General features: G+C 65.8%; 19 protein-coding genes. 14 read left to right on the top strand and 5 right to left on the bottom strand.

Going from position 1 to position 17,572, the window contains the following annotated elements:
* The first annotated feature begins 231 nt into the window (after nucleotides 1-231).
* The 5 genes from ACPDIT_RS02135 (at nucleotide 232) to ACPDIT_RS02115 (ending at nucleotide 4,437) form a co-directional block, all read left to right on the top strand.
* The gene (locus ACPDIT_RS02135; protein ID WP_423441121.1) at nucleotides 232-2,001 is read left to right on the top strand and encodes a glycoside hydrolase family 3 protein; all 1,770 of its coding nucleotides are present in this window, start codon (nucleotides 232-234) and stop codon (nucleotides 1,999-2,001) included.
* A gap of 350 nt (nucleotides 2,002-2,351) precedes the next feature.
* Nucleotides 2,352-2,978, top strand: coding sequence for a MotA/TolQ/ExbB proton channel family protein (locus tag ACPDIT_RS02130; RefSeq protein ID WP_423441119.1), 627 nt, complete (start codon nucleotides 2,352-2,354; stop codon nucleotides 2,976-2,978).
* Nucleotides 2,975-3,421, top strand: coding sequence for an ExbD/TolR family protein (locus ACPDIT_RS02125; protein ID WP_423441118.1), 447 nt, complete (start codon nucleotides 2,975-2,977; stop codon nucleotides 3,419-3,421). Before ACPDIT_RS02130 ends, ACPDIT_RS02125 begins: the two co-directional genes overlap by 4 nt.
* Nucleotides 3,418-4,203, top strand: a complete 786-nt coding sequence (locus tag ACPDIT_RS02120) for an energy transducer TonB family protein (protein ID WP_423441116.1) — start codon at nucleotides 3,418-3,420, stop codon at nucleotides 4,201-4,203. The genes ACPDIT_RS02125 and ACPDIT_RS02120 overlap by 4 nt, the downstream gene beginning before the upstream one ends.
* 9 nt (nucleotides 4,204-4,212) lie before the next feature.
* Complete coding sequence (locus tag ACPDIT_RS02115) at nucleotides 4,213-4,437, top strand: hypothetical protein (RefSeq protein WP_423441115.1); 225 nt, start codon at nucleotides 4,213-4,215, stop codon at nucleotides 4,435-4,437.
* Nucleotides 4,438-4,451: 14 nt separating this feature from the next.
* Here the strand turns inward: ACPDIT_RS02115 and ACPDIT_RS02110 are convergent, their stop codons facing one another.
* The 5 genes from ACPDIT_RS02110 to ACPDIT_RS02090 form a co-directional block, all read right to left on the bottom strand.
* A complete protein-coding gene (locus ACPDIT_RS02110; protein WP_423441114.1) occupies nucleotides 4,452-5,924 on the bottom strand; it encodes a M64 family metallopeptidase in 1,473 nt (490 codons plus the stop codon).
* Entirely contained in the window at nucleotides 5,921-7,480 is a 1,560-nt protein-coding gene (locus tag ACPDIT_RS02105; protein WP_423441112.1) for an arylsulfatase, read from the bottom strand. Before ACPDIT_RS02105 ends, ACPDIT_RS02110 begins: the two co-directional genes overlap by 4 nt.
* 376 nt (nucleotides 7,481-7,856) lie before the next feature.
* Nucleotides 7,857-8,456, bottom strand: a complete 600-nt coding sequence (locus tag ACPDIT_RS02100; RefSeq protein ID WP_423441110.1) for an RNA polymerase sigma factor — start codon at nucleotides 8,454-8,456, stop codon at nucleotides 7,857-7,859.
* A 104-nt stretch (nucleotides 8,457-8,560) separates the two neighbouring features.
* On the bottom strand, nucleotides 8,561-9,850 hold the full coding sequence (locus ACPDIT_RS02095; protein WP_423441108.1) for an argininosuccinate synthase: 1,290 nt from the start codon (nucleotides 9,848-9,850) through the stop codon (nucleotides 8,561-8,563).
* A 1,067-nt stretch (nucleotides 9,851-10,917) separates the two neighbouring features.
* Complete coding sequence (locus ACPDIT_RS02090; protein WP_423441107.1) at nucleotides 10,918-11,727, bottom strand: DeoR/GlpR family DNA-binding transcription regulator; 810 nt, start codon at nucleotides 11,725-11,727, stop codon at nucleotides 10,918-10,920.
* Between the two features lie 86 nt (nucleotides 11,728-11,813).
* Between ACPDIT_RS02090 and pduL the strand changes: the two genes are divergently transcribed.
* The 9 genes from pduL (at nucleotide 11,814) to ACPDIT_RS02045 (ending at nucleotide 17,566) form a co-directional block, all read left to right on the top strand.
* Entirely contained in the window at nucleotides 11,814-12,494 is a 681-nt protein-coding gene (gene pduL, locus ACPDIT_RS02085) for a phosphate propanoyltransferase (protein WP_423441106.1), read from the top strand.
* Between the two features lie 53 nt (nucleotides 12,495-12,547).
* Entirely contained in the window at nucleotides 12,548-12,847 is a 300-nt protein-coding gene (locus ACPDIT_RS02080; protein WP_423441104.1) for a BMC domain-containing protein, read from the top strand.
* Nucleotides 12,848-12,880: 33 nt separating this feature from the next.
* Nucleotides 12,881-13,159 carry a BMC domain-containing protein gene (locus tag ACPDIT_RS02075; protein ID WP_423441102.1) on the top strand — a complete coding sequence of 93 codons (279 nt, stop codon included), beginning with the start codon at nucleotides 12,881-12,883 and terminating at the stop codon, nucleotides 13,157-13,159.
* A gap of 141 nt (nucleotides 13,160-13,300) precedes the next feature.
* Nucleotides 13,301-14,536: an acetate/propionate family kinase gene (locus ACPDIT_RS02070; RefSeq protein ID WP_423441101.1), complete on the top strand. Its 1,236-nt coding sequence runs from the start codon at nucleotides 13,301-13,303 to the stop codon at nucleotides 14,534-14,536.
* Nucleotides 14,537-14,557: 21 nt separating this feature from the next.
* Nucleotides 14,558-14,842 carry a BMC domain-containing protein gene (locus tag ACPDIT_RS02065; protein WP_423441099.1) on the top strand — a complete coding sequence of 95 codons (285 nt, stop codon included), beginning with the start codon at nucleotides 14,558-14,560 and terminating at the stop codon, nucleotides 14,840-14,842.
* An 84-nt stretch (nucleotides 14,843-14,926) separates the two neighbouring features.
* Nucleotides 14,927-15,247, top strand: coding sequence for a EutN/CcmL family microcompartment protein (locus tag ACPDIT_RS02060; RefSeq protein ID WP_423441097.1), 321 nt, complete (start codon nucleotides 14,927-14,929; stop codon nucleotides 15,245-15,247).
* A gap of 75 nt (nucleotides 15,248-15,322) precedes the next feature.
* The gene (locus tag ACPDIT_RS02055) at nucleotides 15,323-16,864 is read left to right on the top strand and encodes an aldehyde dehydrogenase family protein (protein ID WP_423441095.1); all 1,542 of its coding nucleotides are present in this window, start codon (nucleotides 15,323-15,325) and stop codon (nucleotides 16,862-16,864) included.
* 121 nt (nucleotides 16,865-16,985) lie between these two features.
* On the top strand, nucleotides 16,986-17,264 hold the full coding sequence (locus ACPDIT_RS02050) for a EutN/CcmL family microcompartment protein (RefSeq protein ID WP_423441093.1): 279 nt from the start codon (nucleotides 16,986-16,988) through the stop codon (nucleotides 17,262-17,264).
* Nucleotides 17,261-17,566, top strand: coding sequence for a EutN/CcmL family microcompartment protein (locus ACPDIT_RS02045; protein WP_423441092.1), 306 nt, complete (start codon nucleotides 17,261-17,263; stop codon nucleotides 17,564-17,566). The genes ACPDIT_RS02050 and ACPDIT_RS02045 overlap by 4 nt, the downstream gene beginning before the upstream one ends.
* Nucleotides 17,567-17,572 lie beyond the last annotated feature (6 nt).

Here is a 17,572-nt window from a genome sequence, read left to right as displayed (position 1 = left end):
CGGAGACGGGGCGACTCGCCGGGGCGGGCCGCCGCAGGGGTCTCCTGCAAAAACCGTTGACCCGGAGGAACCCTCCCGAAAGCATTGGGCATGCGAATGCTCGAAGTGGACCGCGAATCCGCGGCTTGGGCCTCCACGGATCCACGGGTTGTTTCCGGCAAAGACGGGAATTGTCGCGCGCTCGGCGTCAGGCCGTTATGCGCGCTGCAGAGGTTGGCTCTGGTCTGGCTCATGGTGTGTCTGGCTGTCTCCGGTCTCGCTGCGGGAGAGGAAAAGCGCGTCGAAGATCTGCTCCGGCAAATGACCCTGCAGGAGAAGCTGGGGCAGATGACCCAGGTGGATCTGGGGGCCCTGAAAGATCGCACCGACATCGCGCGCCTGGGACTGGGCTCCGTTCTGTGCGGGGGCAACACGGATCCGGAAAACAACGAGCCGGCCACGTGGCGGCGCACCGTCGTTCAGTGCCAGCAGTTGGCGCTGCAGAGTCGCCTGGGCATTCCGCTGCTGTTCGGGGTGGACGCGGTGCACGGGCACAACAATGTGCTGGGGGCGGTGATCTTTCCGCATCAGATCGGCCTGGGCGCCACACGAAATCCGCGCCTGGTGGAGGAAACGGCTCGCGTGACGGCCCGCGAAATGCTGGCCACGGGCATTCACTGGGCGTTTGCTCCGTGCCTGGCAGTGGCGCAGGATCCGCGTTGGGGGCGCACCTACGAGAGTTACAGTGACGATCCGGAACTGGTGGGGCAGCTGGGCGCAGCCGCCGTGCGCGGCCTGCAGGGGGGAGCACGAGTCCGCACCTGGCGCGCGCTGGCCTGTGCCAAGCATTACCTCGGAGACGGCGGGACCACCGAAGGGGTGGATCAGGGCAACACCGAATGTGATGAGGCGACGTTGCGGCGCGTCCATCTGGCCCCGTATCGCGAGGCCATCCGGGCCGGGGTGGGTTCCCTCATGGCCTCGTACAGCAGTTGGAACGGAGTCAAACTGCACGGCCACCGGTATCTTCTGACCGATGTGCTGAAAGGCGAGCTGGGGTTCGAAGGCTTCGTGGTGTCGGATTGGGCGGCCATCGATCAGCTTTCCCCGAATTACAAGGAAGCCATCGAGCGAGCCATCACTGCGGGGGTGGACATGGTGATGATCCCCAACGGCCCGGGGCAGCCCAACAATTACCTGGAGTTCCTCCGGCTGCTGGCCGAGCTGGTAAACGAAGGACGCGTGGCGGAGAGCCGCATCGATGACGCGGTGCGCCGGATCCTCCGCACAAAAGTGCGGCTCGGGTTGTTCGAGCGACCGATGACTCCGGAGGGCCTCCTGTCCCGGGTGGGCGCGCCGGAGCACCGGGCGGTGGCGCGGCAGTGCGTGCGGGAGTCGCTGGTGCTGCTGAAAAACGAACGTGGTCTGTTACCGCTTTCGAAGCGTGCCCGGCACATCCATCTGGTGGGTCAGGCGGCCGACGATTTGGGATTGCAGTGCGGCGGCTGGACCATCTCCTGGCAGGGGAGCACGGGTGCGGTGACCCGGGCCGGCACCACGCTGTTGCAGGCTGTGCGCAGCACGGTCGGCCCGCGGACCCGCGTGACTTATTCCCGGGACCTGGCCGGGGGCACGGCGGCTGACGTGATCGTGGTGGTGTTGGCCGAGCCGCCGTACGCCGAAATGATGGGAGACCGCAAGGATTTGAGTTTGTCTGCGGAACAGCTCGGCCTGGTGCGTGAGGCGCGGGCCTCGGGCCGACCGGTGGTGACGGTGCTCTACTCCGGGAGGCCGCTGCTTCTGGGGTCCGCGTGGGAAGACTCGGACGCATTCGTCGCCGCGTGGCTGCCCGGCACCGAGGGACAGGGGATCGCCGACGTGCTGTTCGGGGATGCCCGTCCCACGGGCAGGTTGCCCCGGGTATGGCCGAAGGATCCCCGGCATCTGCGCAGCTCGGAAGCCGCCGCAGACCCCATGTTTCCGCGCGGGTTTGGGTTGACCTATCGGACCCGCGGGCGGTGATTCCGGGCGATTCCGCCGGGGTGCCCGGCGCCGCGGAGTGCTTGCAACCGCCCTCACAAGACCGGGGCCGCGACGCCTGAAGGACCTGCACGCCGGGCCGGTCCGGAGCAGGCGAGGGCAGATCGACCGATGGCCAGCGGCACGGGTGCTTCAGCCGGCGCGGTTATGTCGAAGAAGCCTCCCCCGGTTCCGGTCAGGACCGGTCGTTGGACCCTCGGCAGCAAGCGGCACTGGCAAGGGCCGGGGTCTTCGGCTCTCCGCAACGGTGCCTTTGTGCCGCGCCCGAGAACGAAGACGGCGCGACGGACTTTGCACTTTGAACGAGCGGAGTTCGTCCGTATAAGGGGCGTGTGTTACCGACGATCCTGAATCAAGGCGGGCCGGTGGCCATCCTGCTGCTGTTGCTGGCCGTGGTGGCGCTGGCCGTGTTTATGGAACGAGCCCTTCACCTGCATCGGGCACAGATCAATGTGGTGGAGTTTTTGAACGGGATTCGGAATGTCCTCCGTCGGGCGAACGTGATGGAGGCGGTGGCCATCTGCGACGCCACCCCCGGGCCCGTGCCGCGGGTGGTGAAAGCGGCGATCCTGGCCCGGGAACAGGGCCGGGAGCGGGTGCGGGAAGCGGTGCAGGAGGCCGGAGCCGCGGAGATTCCGATGCTGGAGCGGCGACTGCATTTCCTGGCGACGTTGTGCCAGGTCACCCCGCTGTTGGGGCTGCTGGGCACGGTGCTCGGGTTCATGGACGTGTTTGCCGAGCTGGAGCGGCAGGGGTTGTACGCGCACGTGAACCAGTTGTCGGGCGGCATTTGGCGGGCCATGATCAGCATGGGATTGGGTCTGGGCATCGGCATTCCGTTGTATGCCGGTCACAACTACCTGGTCAGTCGGGTTTGCGCGCTGGCCAATGACATGGAACGGGCGGCCATGGAGATCGTCCATATTGTGGCCGACGGCAACGGGGCGGCACAGTCATGAGGTTTCAGGTCACAGTTCGTGCCTTTCAATCTCCGTGGGAGCCGGCGGCCTGGGTGGGCACCTTCCTGCTGGTGGTGATGTTCGTACTGCTGGTGCCCCTGGTGTCCACCCCGGGCGTGCGGGTGGAACTGCCGATCGCCGACGACCTGCCGGGGGTCGAGGGACCGGTGCTGGCCGTGGCCGTGGACCAGTACAGCCGGTTTTATTTCCAGAATCAATTGGTGGACGAGCCGACGTTGCGGTCCCGGCTGGCGGAGGAAGCGAAGCGGTTTCCCGCGCCGCCGCCGCTGTTGGTGCAGGCAGATCGGCGAACGCCGTACGAAACGCTTGTCCGACTGACGGTACTGGCGCGGCAGGCGGGCCTGACCCGGGCGGTGATGGCGACCCTGCCGGCAACTGGAATCGGGATGCCCGGCAATCGCGCGGCAGAGGTTCTCCGATGAAGCCGGCGGCTGCTCGAGCCGACTCTTGGACCTGGCGAACCTGGGGGACGGTGGTGCTGGTGCTGCTTCTCCTGCATGGGGCCGGGTTGTGGAAGTTCGGTCGCGGCGATTTGCCGGCGCCCCGACCTATCGAGGCCGCGCCCGAGTGGAGTTGGGCCGACCGGGGCGCGGAGGATTGGGTGGCGTGGTTCGATCCAACCTTCTTCGTCCACGGACACCCGCAGAGTTTTTCCGGGCCCGGTTGGATGCTTCAACCACGGGTGGGTTACAGCGCGCCTCTGCCGTTGGAGCCCCCGCGATTTCTCGAACCTGCCCAGTTGGTGCGGGAAGATCCTCTCCGATTGCTGGTGCGGGCCGCTGCCTGGACGCCCTCGGTGATGAGTCTGCGGGCGAGCGCCTCCCCGCAGTTCGGCAGCCTGGCGCCCCGTGAGCCACTGACACTCCGGTCCTCACGTCTCCGCATTGTACCTGCCGGTCCTGCGCGGCGTTTGCGTCAAAGCCCGGAGCCATTGCCGGGTTGGCCTTCGGCAGAGCTGCTGACCAACAGCGTGGTGCGGTTGCTGGTGGACGGCGCGGGAAGGGTGCTCACGGCTGCTTTGTTGGTCTCCAGTGGACTGCCGGCAGCGGATCAAAAAGCTCTGGAAGTGGCCCGTCAATTGGAGTTCGAGCCCGACTCCGGGATGGCAATTGCTCCCAAGGAAACCCCGAATCTGACGCCGGTCCTGGCCGTGTTCGAGTGGCAAACGCTGCCGCCGGATCGCCTCGATTCCACCGCCCGTTGAAATCGGCCGATGCGCACGTCCTCGCTGATCCTGGCGTATGTCCTCCTGCTCTTGGGCGCCCTCGGTCTGCTCACCGTGATAACCGAGATGCGACGGCGCCGATTCGAACCCGCGCCGAATCGCGACCGCATCTTTCGGTGCGAACAGTGTGGCGCGGTGTACACGGACGACCCGGACGTGGATCTCTCCCGCTGCGCTCACTGCGGGAAGTTCAATCCGCCGTATGAGTTCTGATGCCCGCACCCGCCTCACGGCTGGCGGACCGCGCGATAAAAGGCGCGGCTGCTGCCCGGAGGGGGAGTGTTGGTGTAATCCCATCGACCCGACCACGGGGCATTGGTTGCCAGGCTCTGCCAGGTCCGCAGGTCGGTGGACATCTCGAGGACCAGGGAACCGCCGGCCGTTCCGAGCACCGTGAATCGCCATCGTCCATCGGGCAAAAACTCCGGATCGACCAGGCGCAGTTCGGGAATCGAGATCTGCACCTGCCACGAACGCGTCGCGCGCAAGCGGCCCTCGGGATCGGTGCGCACCCAGGGAGTGGGATCCCGTACCCACACTTCCACAGTGTGCGTCCCGTTGCCCAGGGCTTCCGGGGACAACTCGAGCTCCGGACCGGCCGCTCCCGGTACCCCCACCCCGTTGGTCTTCCACTCCACCGCCAGCGGGCTTTGTCGCGGCTGGACCAGATCCAAACGAAATCGCACAGGCGCCGCCGAGGTCCAGCTGATCACACTGGACGCGGGCTCCACACCGTCCCAGGGACGCACCCTGGCATAGATCGCGCGGATGATCTGTTCTCGGCAGACCTCGCAGAACGGCATGCCGAGGGTGCGCATCTTGCAGTCGAATTTCGGACGATACCATCCGGTGGCCTGGTATTGTGCGCCTTCGAACAAGCCCACCACGTCGGCCCACGACCCGTCGTTGGGCGTGGGCAGGGGAGTGGAGGGCTCGATCCACGCCCGCCAGGGGATCTCGTTGCGGTTGGTCCGCTGCGTGGCGTTGGGCGCCTCGACGGGCGTGTAGCCGGGGTAGGGATTCGAGTACTCGTCCACCAGACCGGCAAAAAAGTGGCCCGACTCGTGCACCACGATGTCGGAGTAGGGCCAGTAGGGATTCAATGCGGTGATGATGGGACGCCGATTGCTCACGCCGGTCGGGCCGCCGACGCCGGAGGACCCGCCGGGTTGGATGTCGTTCACCAGCAGGATGACGATGTCCGCCTCGGGCAGCCAGGTGTTGATCAGGTGCTCGACCCTGCCCTGGCCGTTGGCGGGGTTGGGGTCGAGCCCGTTCGGCGGAATGGTGATGACGTAGTCGTAAAACTCGTAGGCGCTGTTGAAGTAGGTGTTGCGAAACGGACCGCCGGTGGTGGGATGGTCGGAGCCCGACTCTGCAGAGGCAACGCTGATGGCGTAGGCATTGAAATGCTGCCGGTATTCCGCGTAGGGCGAGGCAGTCAGGAGGGTTTCCACCACGTTGGTGGCGTCCCGCAGGAACTGCGACAATTGCGGGGCGGTGTAACCCTCCGAAAGCACCACCACGTTGATCCGGTTCGTGCGCGGGCCGTGTACGAGCAACGGGGTGAGGGTTTGCGACCGGGCGGACGTCACCACCAACGCGCAGACCAGGAGCATGGCTGCGGCCCGGCCCGGCCGGGCAGCCCGATCGCGGGCAGAGCTGCCCAACATCCCGAGAAGATCCCTCGGACCGGTCATGGTTGGTTCGACGCAGGGGTTCCCGGATTGGGCGAATCGCCGGAGACCGCTGCGGGAAGGCGGTTGGTGGCTGCACCGCCGGGGGCCTGCACCTGGGGCGGCGGTCGAATGGGCCAATCCGGAGCGTCCACGCGAGCCCGGGCCAGCAAATCTTCGATTTTTGCGACAACGTCGGGATGTTGCTCCGCGACATTGCGCCGTTCGCCGGGATCTTCCCTCAAGTTGTAAAGCTCCAAGGGGCTGCCCCACTGCGGACGCACGGCCTTCCAATCACCCCAGCGCAGTGCCTGCTGGAAACCGCGCTCGTGGAATTCCCAATAGAGATACTCGTGCCGGTTCGTCTGGGTCTCCCCCACCCAGAGGGGAAATACGGAAATGCCGTCCAGTCCGGCGGGTGCATTGGTGCCGGCGGCCTCCGCCAGCGTCGGGAACAAATCCCAGTGGGCCCAGACAAAGTCGCTCACCTGACCGGGGCGGATCCGTGCGGGCCAACGGACAATCATCGGGACACGGATCCCGCCCTCGTAGAGGTCGCGCTTGATGCCGCGCAGCGGACCGGAGCTGCCCAGGAACGCTGGATCCACACCACCCTCGCGGTGCGGCCCGTTGTCGCTGGTGAAAATGACGATGGTGTTTTCCTCCTGACCGGACGCCTTGAGCAGTTCCATGATCCGACCGATGTCGGCGTCCATGCGCGTGATCATGGCCGCCTTGTTTTTTTCGGGCTGGGGCCAGGGACGGTCGGAGTACGGCGCGTCTGTGGGGACCTGCATGCCGTTGCCGGTGCGGCGGCCTTCCTCATTGTTGGCGTGCGGGGTGGTGTAACAGAGCATGAGGAAAAACGGCCGATACTGATTGTACCAGTCCGGCTTGTGGATCCGGATGAAGTTGGTGGCGGCCTTGGTGCAGAGGTCCGGAATGTAGGTGCGTTTGGCCCCGGCGAAGTTCTCGATCAGGGTGACTTTGCCCTCGTAAGGGGTGACCGGATCGTAGCGCCAGAGATACGTGGTGTAGTAGTCGTGCGCATGGACATTGTCCAGATAACCGACGAACTCGTTGAACCCCTTTTTCCAGGGCACCCCGGGCAGGCCTTCCTCGGCCAGGCCCCACTTCCCAATCAAGCCGGTGTGATAGCCGGCAGCCCGCAGCCATTCGGCCAGGGTCAGCTCGTCGGCTTGCAGAGTGGCGCCGCGCCGGTTGCCCCGGAGATTCAAGTGCCCCGTGTGTTTGCCCAGCATCAGGGCGGCCCGCGCAGGCGCGCAGACGGTGCTGCCGGCATAGAATTGCGTGAAACGAATGCCCTCGGCCGCCAGACGATCCAGGTTTGGCGTTTGAATGCGCGTGGACCCGTAGCAGCCCAGATCCCCGTAGCCCAGGTCGTCGGCCACAATGAGCAAAATGCTCGGCCGCCGCGGTGCCGGGGGGCGGGAGGGACGGGCCGTCTCGTTGGTGGCTGGCGGTGCGGAGGAAGGGAGCTCCGCCGAAAAGCCGGTCGCGGCCCACACTGTGGCCAGAGCGACCCCCACCACCTTGACTCCCACACTGAAGCAACGCATCAGGCCCGGATTGTGCGGACCGGGCGCTCCCGGTGGCAAGCCTTACCGGGGCCGCACATGCCCTTTCGGACTTCAACCCGGGTCAAATGCCTGGCGCTGGGCCCGCCCTTGTGTGCGGAGGACTCGCATTCGCAAACCTCGGCTGTCCGTGCCACTGGTTTGCGCTGCAGAGTTCGCCACGGGTTTCGAGACCTGGCTTGTCAGGGTCGGCCGGGAGGGACAGGTCGAACAGGGTGGCACGGATCGCGTTGCGCGGGCAGGGAGCGGGGCTGCGGGTCGGGCGCGCAAGGCATGACTCACGCCGGGGCCATCCCATCGGCTCCCTGCTATTGCGTCTTCGGGAATGCGGCCATGCCAGAGCCCGGCTGGCACGGGATTACGGTCCCCAGATACCCGAGCGCAAATAGGGCTTCAGACGCCGCTTGAGCGTCTCCCGGGCCCGGAAGATCAGCGACTTGGTCGCGGAAATGGAACATCCCAGCACTTGAGCGATCTCCTCGTAGGACCAGTCCCCCTGGCGACACAACAGCAACGCGGTACGCTGATTCTCGGGCAGGGCCGCGATGGCCTCTTCGATCTTTTCTTCGAGCTCGGCCTGAAGGAGGGCCTCGGTGGGTGGGGCCGCGTGCAGATCCGGCAGGGTTCGCTGCGGTGCCTCGGATTCTGCGGAGGGTGGCTCCAAGGGCTCGGCCGGATGCCGCGCGCGACGGCGCAGTTCGTTGAGACACAGGTTGCGGGCGATGGTGAACAACCACGTGCGAAACGGCGCAGTCGGCTCGTACCGGTGCGCCGATTTCCAGACCTGCACAAAGACGGCCTGCGTGATGTCTTCGGCTTCGACCGGGTCCTGCAGCGTGCGCGTCACCAGGTTCAGCACTGCCGGCGCATGACGCTGCAGCAGGGTCTCGAACGCCTCCCGATCCCCGCGCTTGACGCGCAGCATCAGATCCGCATCGGCGTTCGGGACCGAATCCATCGGAGCCCGAGTCTAGAGCCGGCCCGCGTGGGGAACAAGGTGCCCGCGGTGCGGTGCGGGGAGCGGAGCTGCGCCGCACCTGTGCATCCGGACCCTCCGACGGGTCAACGGGAGCGGCGCTTCCGCCCGGTGCCCCCTGGTTTGGCGGGCGCTTTGGCACCCGTGACTCCTGCGCCCAGACCTTGCACTTGCGCCGCAACCTTCAAACGCAGTGCGTTGAGGCGAATGAATCCCGTGGCGTCGTCCTGATTGTACGCCTGCGTGGGATCGGCCTCCATGGTGGCAATGGCGGGTTGATACAGGCTGACCGGCGATTTGCGCCCGGCGACCATGATGTTGCCCTTGTACAGCTTCAGCCGAACCGTGCCGGTCACGTTTTTCTGACTTTCGGTAATGAACGCCTGCAGCGCCAGGCGCTCGGGGCTGAACCAGTACCCGTAGTACACCAGCTCGGCATAGCGGGGGATCAGGCTGTCTCGAAGATGCATCACTTCCCGGTCCATGGTGAGCGATTCCATCTGCCGATGGGCGAAGTGGAGAATGGCTCCGCCGGGCGTCTCGTACACGCCCCTGGACTTCATGCCCACGTAGCGGTTCTCCACCATGTCCACTCGCCCGATGCCGTGTTTGCCGCCCAACCGGTTGAGCACTTTCATCACCCCCAGAGGCGTCAGACGCCGGCCGTTCACGGCCACGCATATGCCCTTTTCAAACTCCAGCGTCACGTATTCCGGCTGGTCCGGCGCGTCCTCCGGGGCGACCGACAATTTGAACATGTCCTTGTTCTCCGGGGCAAAGGCGTCCATCCACGGATCCTCGAGGATGCCCGCTTCGTAGGAGATGTGCATCAGGTTCCGGTCCATCGAGTATGGCTTCTTGGCGGTGGCCTGGACGGGGATGCCTTTTTGCTCGCAATACGCGATCATTTCGGAGCGGCCCGGGAACCGGCGACGGAACTCCGGATCGCGCCACGGGGCGATCACCTTCAAATCCGGGGCCAGGGCCGCCACCGTCAACTCGAACCGAACCTGGTCGTTGCCCTTGCCGGTCGCACCGTGCGCCACCGCCTCGGCCCCTTCGTTGCGCGCGACCTCGATCATCGCCTTGGCGATCAACGGCCGCGCGATGCTGGTGCCCAGGTAGTACTGGCCTTCGTAAATGGCCCCGGCCTGGATCATGGGGAAGATAAAATCGCGCGCGAATTCCTCCTGCAGATCCTCGATGTAGCATTTGCTGGCGCCGGTCCGGAGTGCCTTGGCTTTCAGCCCCCGCAGCTCTTCCTCCTGCCCAATGTTTGCGCAAAACGCGATGATTTCGGCCTGATAATGCTCCTTGAGCCAGGCCAGGATCACCGATGTGTCCAGTCCACCCGAGTATGCCAGCACGATCTTCATAGACCCGCCATGATGGCCGCCGCCTCTCAAGGGCCAAGCGCAAAATGGATGAGAATTCGGCGGGCGGCCCACTCCAGGTCCCGGGTGCCGGCAAAAGCTCGGCCTTATCCCCGACGTCCTCGGCACGGGCCGGCCGAGCGGAGAACAGCATTTTCCTCGGCGACCTTGAACCGGGGACCCGGCAAAGGAAATGGGCCCTGCACTGTTTACGGATCGCACTGGTCATGCACGCGCCGACAGAGCATCCCATCCACCTTTCCGGCGGAAACGCACCCGAGCAATGGGTCTCTCCAAACCGGCCGCGCCCTGAACCGGCGCAACCCGTGGCCTCCCATCGCGGCAGTCGGGCCTGCCACACCGGACCTGCGCCCCGTCAGGGCGGGAAGAATGGCGGAACGCGGTTAATCAAGTCGGCGCCCGGGCTGCTGAATTCCTACTCCGCGGGCGCAGACGTACGGCGCGCCAAAACCGGAACCATTCATCCCGGATCGAGCAATCCGGTTTTGTCCAGGGCGCTCGCTCGGGCTGGTGGATGCACGCCCCGCGGGCGCAAAGTTAGGCCTGCCGACGGCGCGAACACCTTCCGACCCGTGTTGGTTTTGGCGGGGATGAATTCGCATGGGGCGGTTTTGGAAGCGTGTCGGACGCACCGATGAGCAGGCAGCGGCCCCGGTGCCGCAGCTCCGCTGTGCGGTGCTTCACAGGTTTTGGCCGCTGCTCAGAGTCGGTGGAATCTGAGGGCATCCTCGGCCACGAAAAAGCCGGAAGAAAACGGCGTTTCGGCAGGATGCTTGAATCTCGTGCCCACCCACGGAAAGGCACCCATGGGAAGGCCCGGTTGTGCCGTGACTCTCGTCGGCGCGAATCCGGATGGCCGGACCCAAGGGGGCATGGATCACCGGGAGCCTGTTGCCCGCAGAGCGGAACACCGGCCGGCCTTGACCGTGAGCCCGCGGCCTTCGCTCCAAGAGCCCGAGGTCGAATTTGGTGTTAGCGGCTTCTTCGCGCGGACGGACCAATGCAAGCGATCGAGAGCCGGAGTTCGAAAGCCCCGCGCAACCGGGCGGTTATCCGCTCGACGAAGAGGCCGGTGGAGTGGCGGCCTCCTGACCGCCGGAAACCGGGGCCACCACCACTTCGATCCCCTTGCTGCGAAGTCCCTCCACAAGCTCCGCCGGGGCACCGCTGTCGGTGACCACCACGTCGATCGGCTCCAGGTCACACAGAAGTGCCAGCGACCGCCGACCGAACTTGGTGTGATCGAGACACATGATGACACGTGCGGCGGCACGAATCATCGCCCGCTGGATGTCGACCAACAGACTGTGCGAGTTGGTCAGGCCCTCCAAGGTGATGCCCCCGGCGCTCATGATCGCCACGTCTGCGTGAATCTTGGAAAAGGTCTCCACGGCCAGGGGCCCCACCAGGACCCCCAGGCGCGGATAAAGCACTCCGCCGCTCAAGACCAGTTCCACCCGGTTGGCGGAAGCGAACAAGTTGGCCACCGGCAACGAATTCGTCACGATCTGGGGGGCCTTCTCTTCCAGGTACCGGGCCACGTGATAGACCGTGGTCCCCGCATCCAGGATCAGGCTTTGATTGGGATGGACCAGCGCGGCACAGGCCTTCCCGATGGCTTCCTTTTCTGCCAGTTGATGCGTGTCGCGAGCGGAAAAGGTGAATTCGTCGCTTTTCGGGGTTAGAATGCGTGCCCCGCCGTGGGTGCGTTTGACCGTGCCGGCCGCCTCCAGCAACGTCAGGTCCCGGCGAATTGTGGACAACGAGACACCGAATGTCTTCGCCAGCTCGTCCAGGGAGGCAAACTCGACCTTCTGAAGGTACTCCTCGATGCGGTGCTGACGTTCTTGCGCAGTCATTCGTGCTCGAATCTGAAAGATTGTGCGAGATTATGCAAGAATTTTGTTGACAACTCCGCTCGTTCGTGCTGTAGTTTTGGCGGATTATGACAGGAGCCGTATCAGCGCCGCCGCGTGCGGTGGTTGAGCATTGGGTGCGCCAGGCCGTGTACACGCGCTTGGGCAAGCCTTTGCCGCGCATTGCTCAGGCGCCGAACCCGCTGGTGGTGAACATCAGCGCCCGACACTGTCACCTGACCCAGGAAGCGGTCGAGGCCCTTTTTGGCAAGGGCTACCAGCTGCGGGTCCTGAAGTGGCTTTACCAGGAGGGCCAGTTCGCTGCTCAGGAAACGGTGACCCTGATTGGCCCGCGCAGCCGCGTGATTTCCAACCTTCGGATCCTGGGCCCCTGTCGGTCCCTCAACCAGGTGGAGCTGGCGTTTACGGACGCCATTGCCCTGGGGTTCGACGTGCCCTTGCGGTTGTCCGGGGACATCAAGGGCACGCCGGGATGCATGTTGATGGGGCCGGCCGGGTTTTATGAACTGAAAGAGGGGGTGATCCGGGCCGCCCGACACGTGCACATGCATCCGGATGATGCGGCGTTCTACGGGGTCAAGAATGGCGACTACATGCGCCTGAAAGTGGGCGGCGATTGCGGTCTGGTGTTCGAGAAGGTGCTGGCGCGGGTGGATCCGGCCTTTCGATTGGAGGTGCATTTGGACACCGACGAGGGCAACGCCTGCAATCTGCAGCCGCACACGCCCTGTGAGCTTTTGAAAGCGTGAACCGGCGGGGGCCCGGGATGGGTTCCCGCAAGGAGGAAACCGGAGACGACTCTATGAGCGAAGCACTCGGCATGATCGAAACCAAGGGCTACGTGGGCAGCGTCGAGGCCAGCGATGCCATGGTCAAGGCGGCCAACGTGAGCCTGGTCAAAACCATCCCCATTGGCGGCGGACTGATCACGGTCCTGTGTCGTGGGGACGTGGGCAGTGTCAAGGCGGCGGTGGACGCCGGGGCCAAGGCAGCCGGCAAGGTGGGCGAGCTGGTCAGTGCCCACATCATCGCCCGACCTCACGAAGATCTGTTGGCCGTCTTTGTTGGGGAAACCTCCAACAAGACGGGCAAAGGTGGCTGAAGGGAACCAGGGACGCTTGGAGCAACAACGCTTATGGCACAGCAAGCAGTCGGCATGATCGAATGCAAGGGCCTCTGCGCCCTGTTGGAAGCGGCGGATGCGGCCCTGAAGGCTGCGAATGTCACGCTGACCGGTTGGGAGAAGATCGGCAGCGGATACGTCACCGCCTTTTTCCGGGGTGACGTGGCCGCGGTGAAAGCGGCTACGGATGCCGGGGCGGCCGCAGCGGCGCAGGTCGGCCAGGTCATCAGCGTCCAGGTCATTCCGCGGCCGCATGAGGGGTTGTCGGGACTGGGCAAGTGGCTGCAGTGAGCCGGGCCCGACAGCCCGTGGGCGGCGGCCCGGGTGCGTCGGGGCGTCCCCGGTGCGTGCGCTCGGGCTTCGGGCTCGCCGGCGGGCTGCGCCCGCGCAGGGAAAAATGCCTCTCGTGGCGGTGACTTCCTCTGGTGGCGCATGAGAATCCTGGTGGCCAATCTGGGCAGCACGTCGCTCAAATGGCGGCTGTTCGACCTTTCGGACGGCGCGGAGCGGCTGCTGCATCGGGGCGCCCTGGAGCGGGTCTCCGATTATGCAGGGGCCATCGAGACTTGTCTGCGGCAGTTGGCCGAAGCCGGTCACGTACGGTCGGACGGCGACCTGGCTGCCGTGGGGTTCAAGGCAGTGGTGGCCAGGGGCATCACCGGTTGCGTGCGGGTCACCGAGGAAGTCTTGCGCGCCATGGAGGAATGGAACTGCCTGGCGCCGGCGCACAATCCGCCCTACGTGCTCGGGATGCGCCTGTTCGGTCAACGGCTGCCCCAGGTCCCGATGGTGGCGCTGTTCGAAACGGCGTTTTACCAGTGGGCCCCGCCGGCGGCCATGGAGTATGCAGTGCCCGAGCGCTGGCGTGCGGCCGGGGTGCGGCGCCTGGGATTCCATGGAGCCAGCCACAAGTACATCGCGGAACGGTCGGCGGAGTTGCTGGGCCGGCCGGACGTGGCGGCTCGCGTGCGCAACCTCTACGTGGACGGCGGGCGCCTGCCCGTCTCCGGCCCGCCGCTGCGGGTGATCTCCTGTCATCTGGGTGGCAGCTCCAGTGTGACGCCCCTGCGGGACGGGCTGGCGCTGGGCAACAGCCTCGGGCTCAGCCCGCAATCCGGGCTGCCGCACAACAATCGAGTCGGGGACCTGGACAGCTTCGCCATCCCGTTGGTGATGCGCACGCTGGGCCTGAGTCTCGAGGAAGTCGAGCGTCAACTCTGCCGGGAAAGCGGCCTCAAGGGGTTGAGCGGGTTGTCCAACGACATTCGGGACCTGCTGGCGGCTGCTGCGCAGGGGCATGCGGGTGCCCGCCTGGCGTTGGATGTGTGGGTGCATTCCGCCCGCCACTACATCGGGGCTGCGCTGGCCCAGTTGGGCGGGGCGGAGGCCCTGGTGTTCACGGCAGGCATCGGGGAGAACCAACCCGGCCTGCGCGCGGCCATTTGCGAGGGCTGGGCGGAGCTCGGAATCGAGCTGGACCCGACCCGAAATGACCAGGTTCGGTCCGCGGAAGCCCGGATCAGCTCGGACCGGTCGCGCGTACAGGTCTGGGTGATCCCCACCAACGAGGAATTGGTGGTGGCGCGCGAGGTCAAACGGCACTTGGAATCCTGCGGTGCCGGCGGCCGGAGTTCCGCCCTCTCCGCGCGGATTTCTGCAACCAACTGAACTCTCAGCACAACAACACCTATGGCACAACAAGCAATCGGCATGATCGAAACCCGGGGCCTGGTGGCGTTGGTCGAAGGGACCGACGCGATGCTCAAGGCCGCCAACGTGGAATTGGCCGGGCCCATGATGCAGGTGGGCAACGCACTGGTGACGGCCGTGGTGGTCGGCGACGTGGCCGCGGTCAAGGCCGCCACGGACGCCGGCGCCCAGGCCATCAAGGCCATCAAGGGCGAGCTGGTCAGCGTCCATGTGATTGCGCGCCCCCATCCGGACGTGGACGCGGTGCTGCCCAAGAAGAAGTAGCGCAATGTTCTCCGCACCGACCGTCGGCGTCCGGGTGGGTGCGCCCCACCGGGTCGACCCGGCGGTCCCACCGGCTCCCAACCCATGTTCCTGGCCCGCGTCGAAGGCACGGTGGTCGCCACCAAAAAGGACCCCAACATGCAGGGTCGCAAGTTGCTCCTGCTGCGGCCGCAGTTGGTGGACGAAAAGGACCCCACCCGGTTCCGGCCCGGTGTCAACACCATCGTCGCGGTGGACAGTGTGGGCGCCGGGGTGGGGGAGATGGTGATGTTCACGCAGGGCAGTTCCGCCCGTTTGGCGCCGGGCATGCGCGATGCCCCGGTGGATGCGGTGGTGATCGGCATCGTCGACACCGTGGACGTCCTGGGCAAGGTGATCTACCACGCGCGAGCGGCCTCGGCGTGATCGTGGAAGCCCACGGCGCAAGCCCGCGGCGAAAGGTGCCACCGGCACCGAGGATTCGGAGAAACGAGAATCGCCATGAGCGCACTGAACGAAACATTGATCCGAGAGGTCGTGGCGGAGGTGTTGGGCCGGCTGGGAGGACCTGTACCACCCACGGACGGCCCCGGCCGCACCGGCACCCCCACCGGAGGGCCGACGGCTCCCGCAGAGAGCGTCTCGACCCCTGCCAGGCCCGCCTGCGGCTGTCCCGTCTCGAGCCCGAGCGGTCCCAAACCGAGCCGCGGTCGCTTTGGCGTTTTTTCCGACGCCAACGAAGCCTGCGCCGCAGCCCAGGAGGCGTTTCTGCAATTGTCTGCGGCCGGCGTGGCAGGGCGGCAGAAGGTCATCCAGATCGTCAAGGACATCTGCTGGGCCCGGGCCGAAGAATGGGGTCGGTTGGAACTGGAAGAGACGCGCATCGGCCGGCTGGACCACAAGATCGAGAAGCTCCGGGCGCAGCGGGCCGTGCCGGGCGTGGAATTCCTGCAACCGTACGGTCTCAGCGGCGACCACGGCATCACGCTGGAAGAGTATGCGCCGTTTGGCGTGATCGGCGCCGTGACACCCAGCACGCATTCCATACCCACGCTGGCCTGTAACATCATCAGCATGGTCGCCGCCGGCAACGCGGTCGTCTTCAACGCGCATCCCGCCGCCTACAAGTGTGCCGTGACGGCGGTGCGGACCTTCAACCAGGCGATCCATCGCGAACTGGGCATTGAGAATCTGGCGTGCATCATCGAACCGCCCACGCTGGAGTCCTTCCAGGCCATCGCGAAGAACGAACACGTGCGGTTGCTGTGCGTGACAGGGGGCCCGGGCGTGGTGAAGGCGGCGATGGCCAGCGGGAAACGGGCCATCTGCGCCGGGCCGGGCAACCCCCCTGTGCTGGTGGACGGCACGAGTTGTCTGGACCGCGCGGCCCGCTGTGTCGTGGAAGGGGCCGCCTACGACAACAACCTCCTGTGCATCGGGGAAAAGGAGGTGTTTGTGTTGGAACCGTTCTTCGACCGGTTCATGGCGGCGCTGGAAAAACACGGCGCCTTTCGGTTGAACGAGGCGCAGATCGAGCGCCTCACCCGTGCGGCCTTTGTTTTCCCGGCCGGGCAGGGCGCCGGCTGTCCGCATCCGACTGTCAATCGCGAGTTGATCGGCAGGGATCCCGAGGTGCTGGCGCGCGCGGCCGGCGTCCAGATTCCCGCCGGCACGCAGTTGTTGGTCGGGGAGACGCCCGCCGATCATCCCTTTGTGCTGGAGGAGCAGATGATGCCGTTCCTGCCGGTGGTGCGGGTTCGATCCGTTGAAGAGGGCATTGAAGCGGCCAAACGCGCCGAGCACGGGTACAAGCACTCGGCGATGATTCACTCGCTGGACGTGGCGCACATGACGGCCATGGCGCGTGCCCTGGAGACCACGTTGTTCGTCAAAAACGGCTCGTGCCTGGCCGGTCTGGGCAACGGCGGAGAGGGATACCTGAACTTCTCCATCGCCACCACAACCGGCGAGGGCATTTGCAATCCGCGCACGTTCACCCGCGTGCGCCGATGCGTGATGGTGGATCAGCTGCGCATTTTTTGAAGGGCGCCACCGGTTGGGAAAAATGGCCATGATCCGGAAGCGCAGTTCAAGGTTCGGAGCCGGACACCGCGCCCGGCGGTTTGCGCCCGGGGTTGGCGGTGGGCCGGGGGAGGGCTGAGCCGTGTTGCTGGCGCGTGTGGAGGGACACGTGGTGGCCGTGCGCAAACATCCCAGCCTGGAGGGCTGGCGGCTGGTGGTCTGCCAGCCCATCGGAGCCAGCGGCCAACCCGAAGGAGCACCCCAGGTGGCCATCGACGCCCTGGGGGCCGGCATGCACCAACAGGTGGTGATCTCCTCCGACGGGGCCGCGGCGCGACGGGCCGTGGGCGACGAAAAAAGCCCCGTCCGCTGGCTGATCATCGGGGTCGTGGACGAGCGGGTGCCGGGAGAACGCGTATGAAGCTGGGCCGCGTGATCGGTCGCGTGACACTGAGCCGGACCATCCCCTCTTTGCAGGGCGGACGGTTCCTCGTCATCAGCCCCTTCGGCCGCGAACAGTATGCCATGGGATTGGACGGCCCTCCTCGACTCGGACCGGATCCGAGCCTGGTGGTCTACGACAACCTCGGCGGAGCGGTCGGGCAGGTCATCGGCTACGTGGAAGGCCGCGAAGCCGCGCAGCCTTTTGACCAGCCAACGCCCGTGGACGCCATCAACGTGGCCCTGGCCGATGAACTCTTCTATCGCCCGTGGACGGGCTAATGCGCT

The organism is Limisphaera sp. VF-2, from assembly GCF_049537125.1.
Classification (GTDB): Bacteria; Verrucomicrobiota; Verrucomicrobiia; order Limisphaerales; family Limisphaeraceae; genus Limisphaera.
Note: the sequence above shows the minus strand (reverse complement) of the source record. Positions and strands in the feature narration are given on the sequence as shown.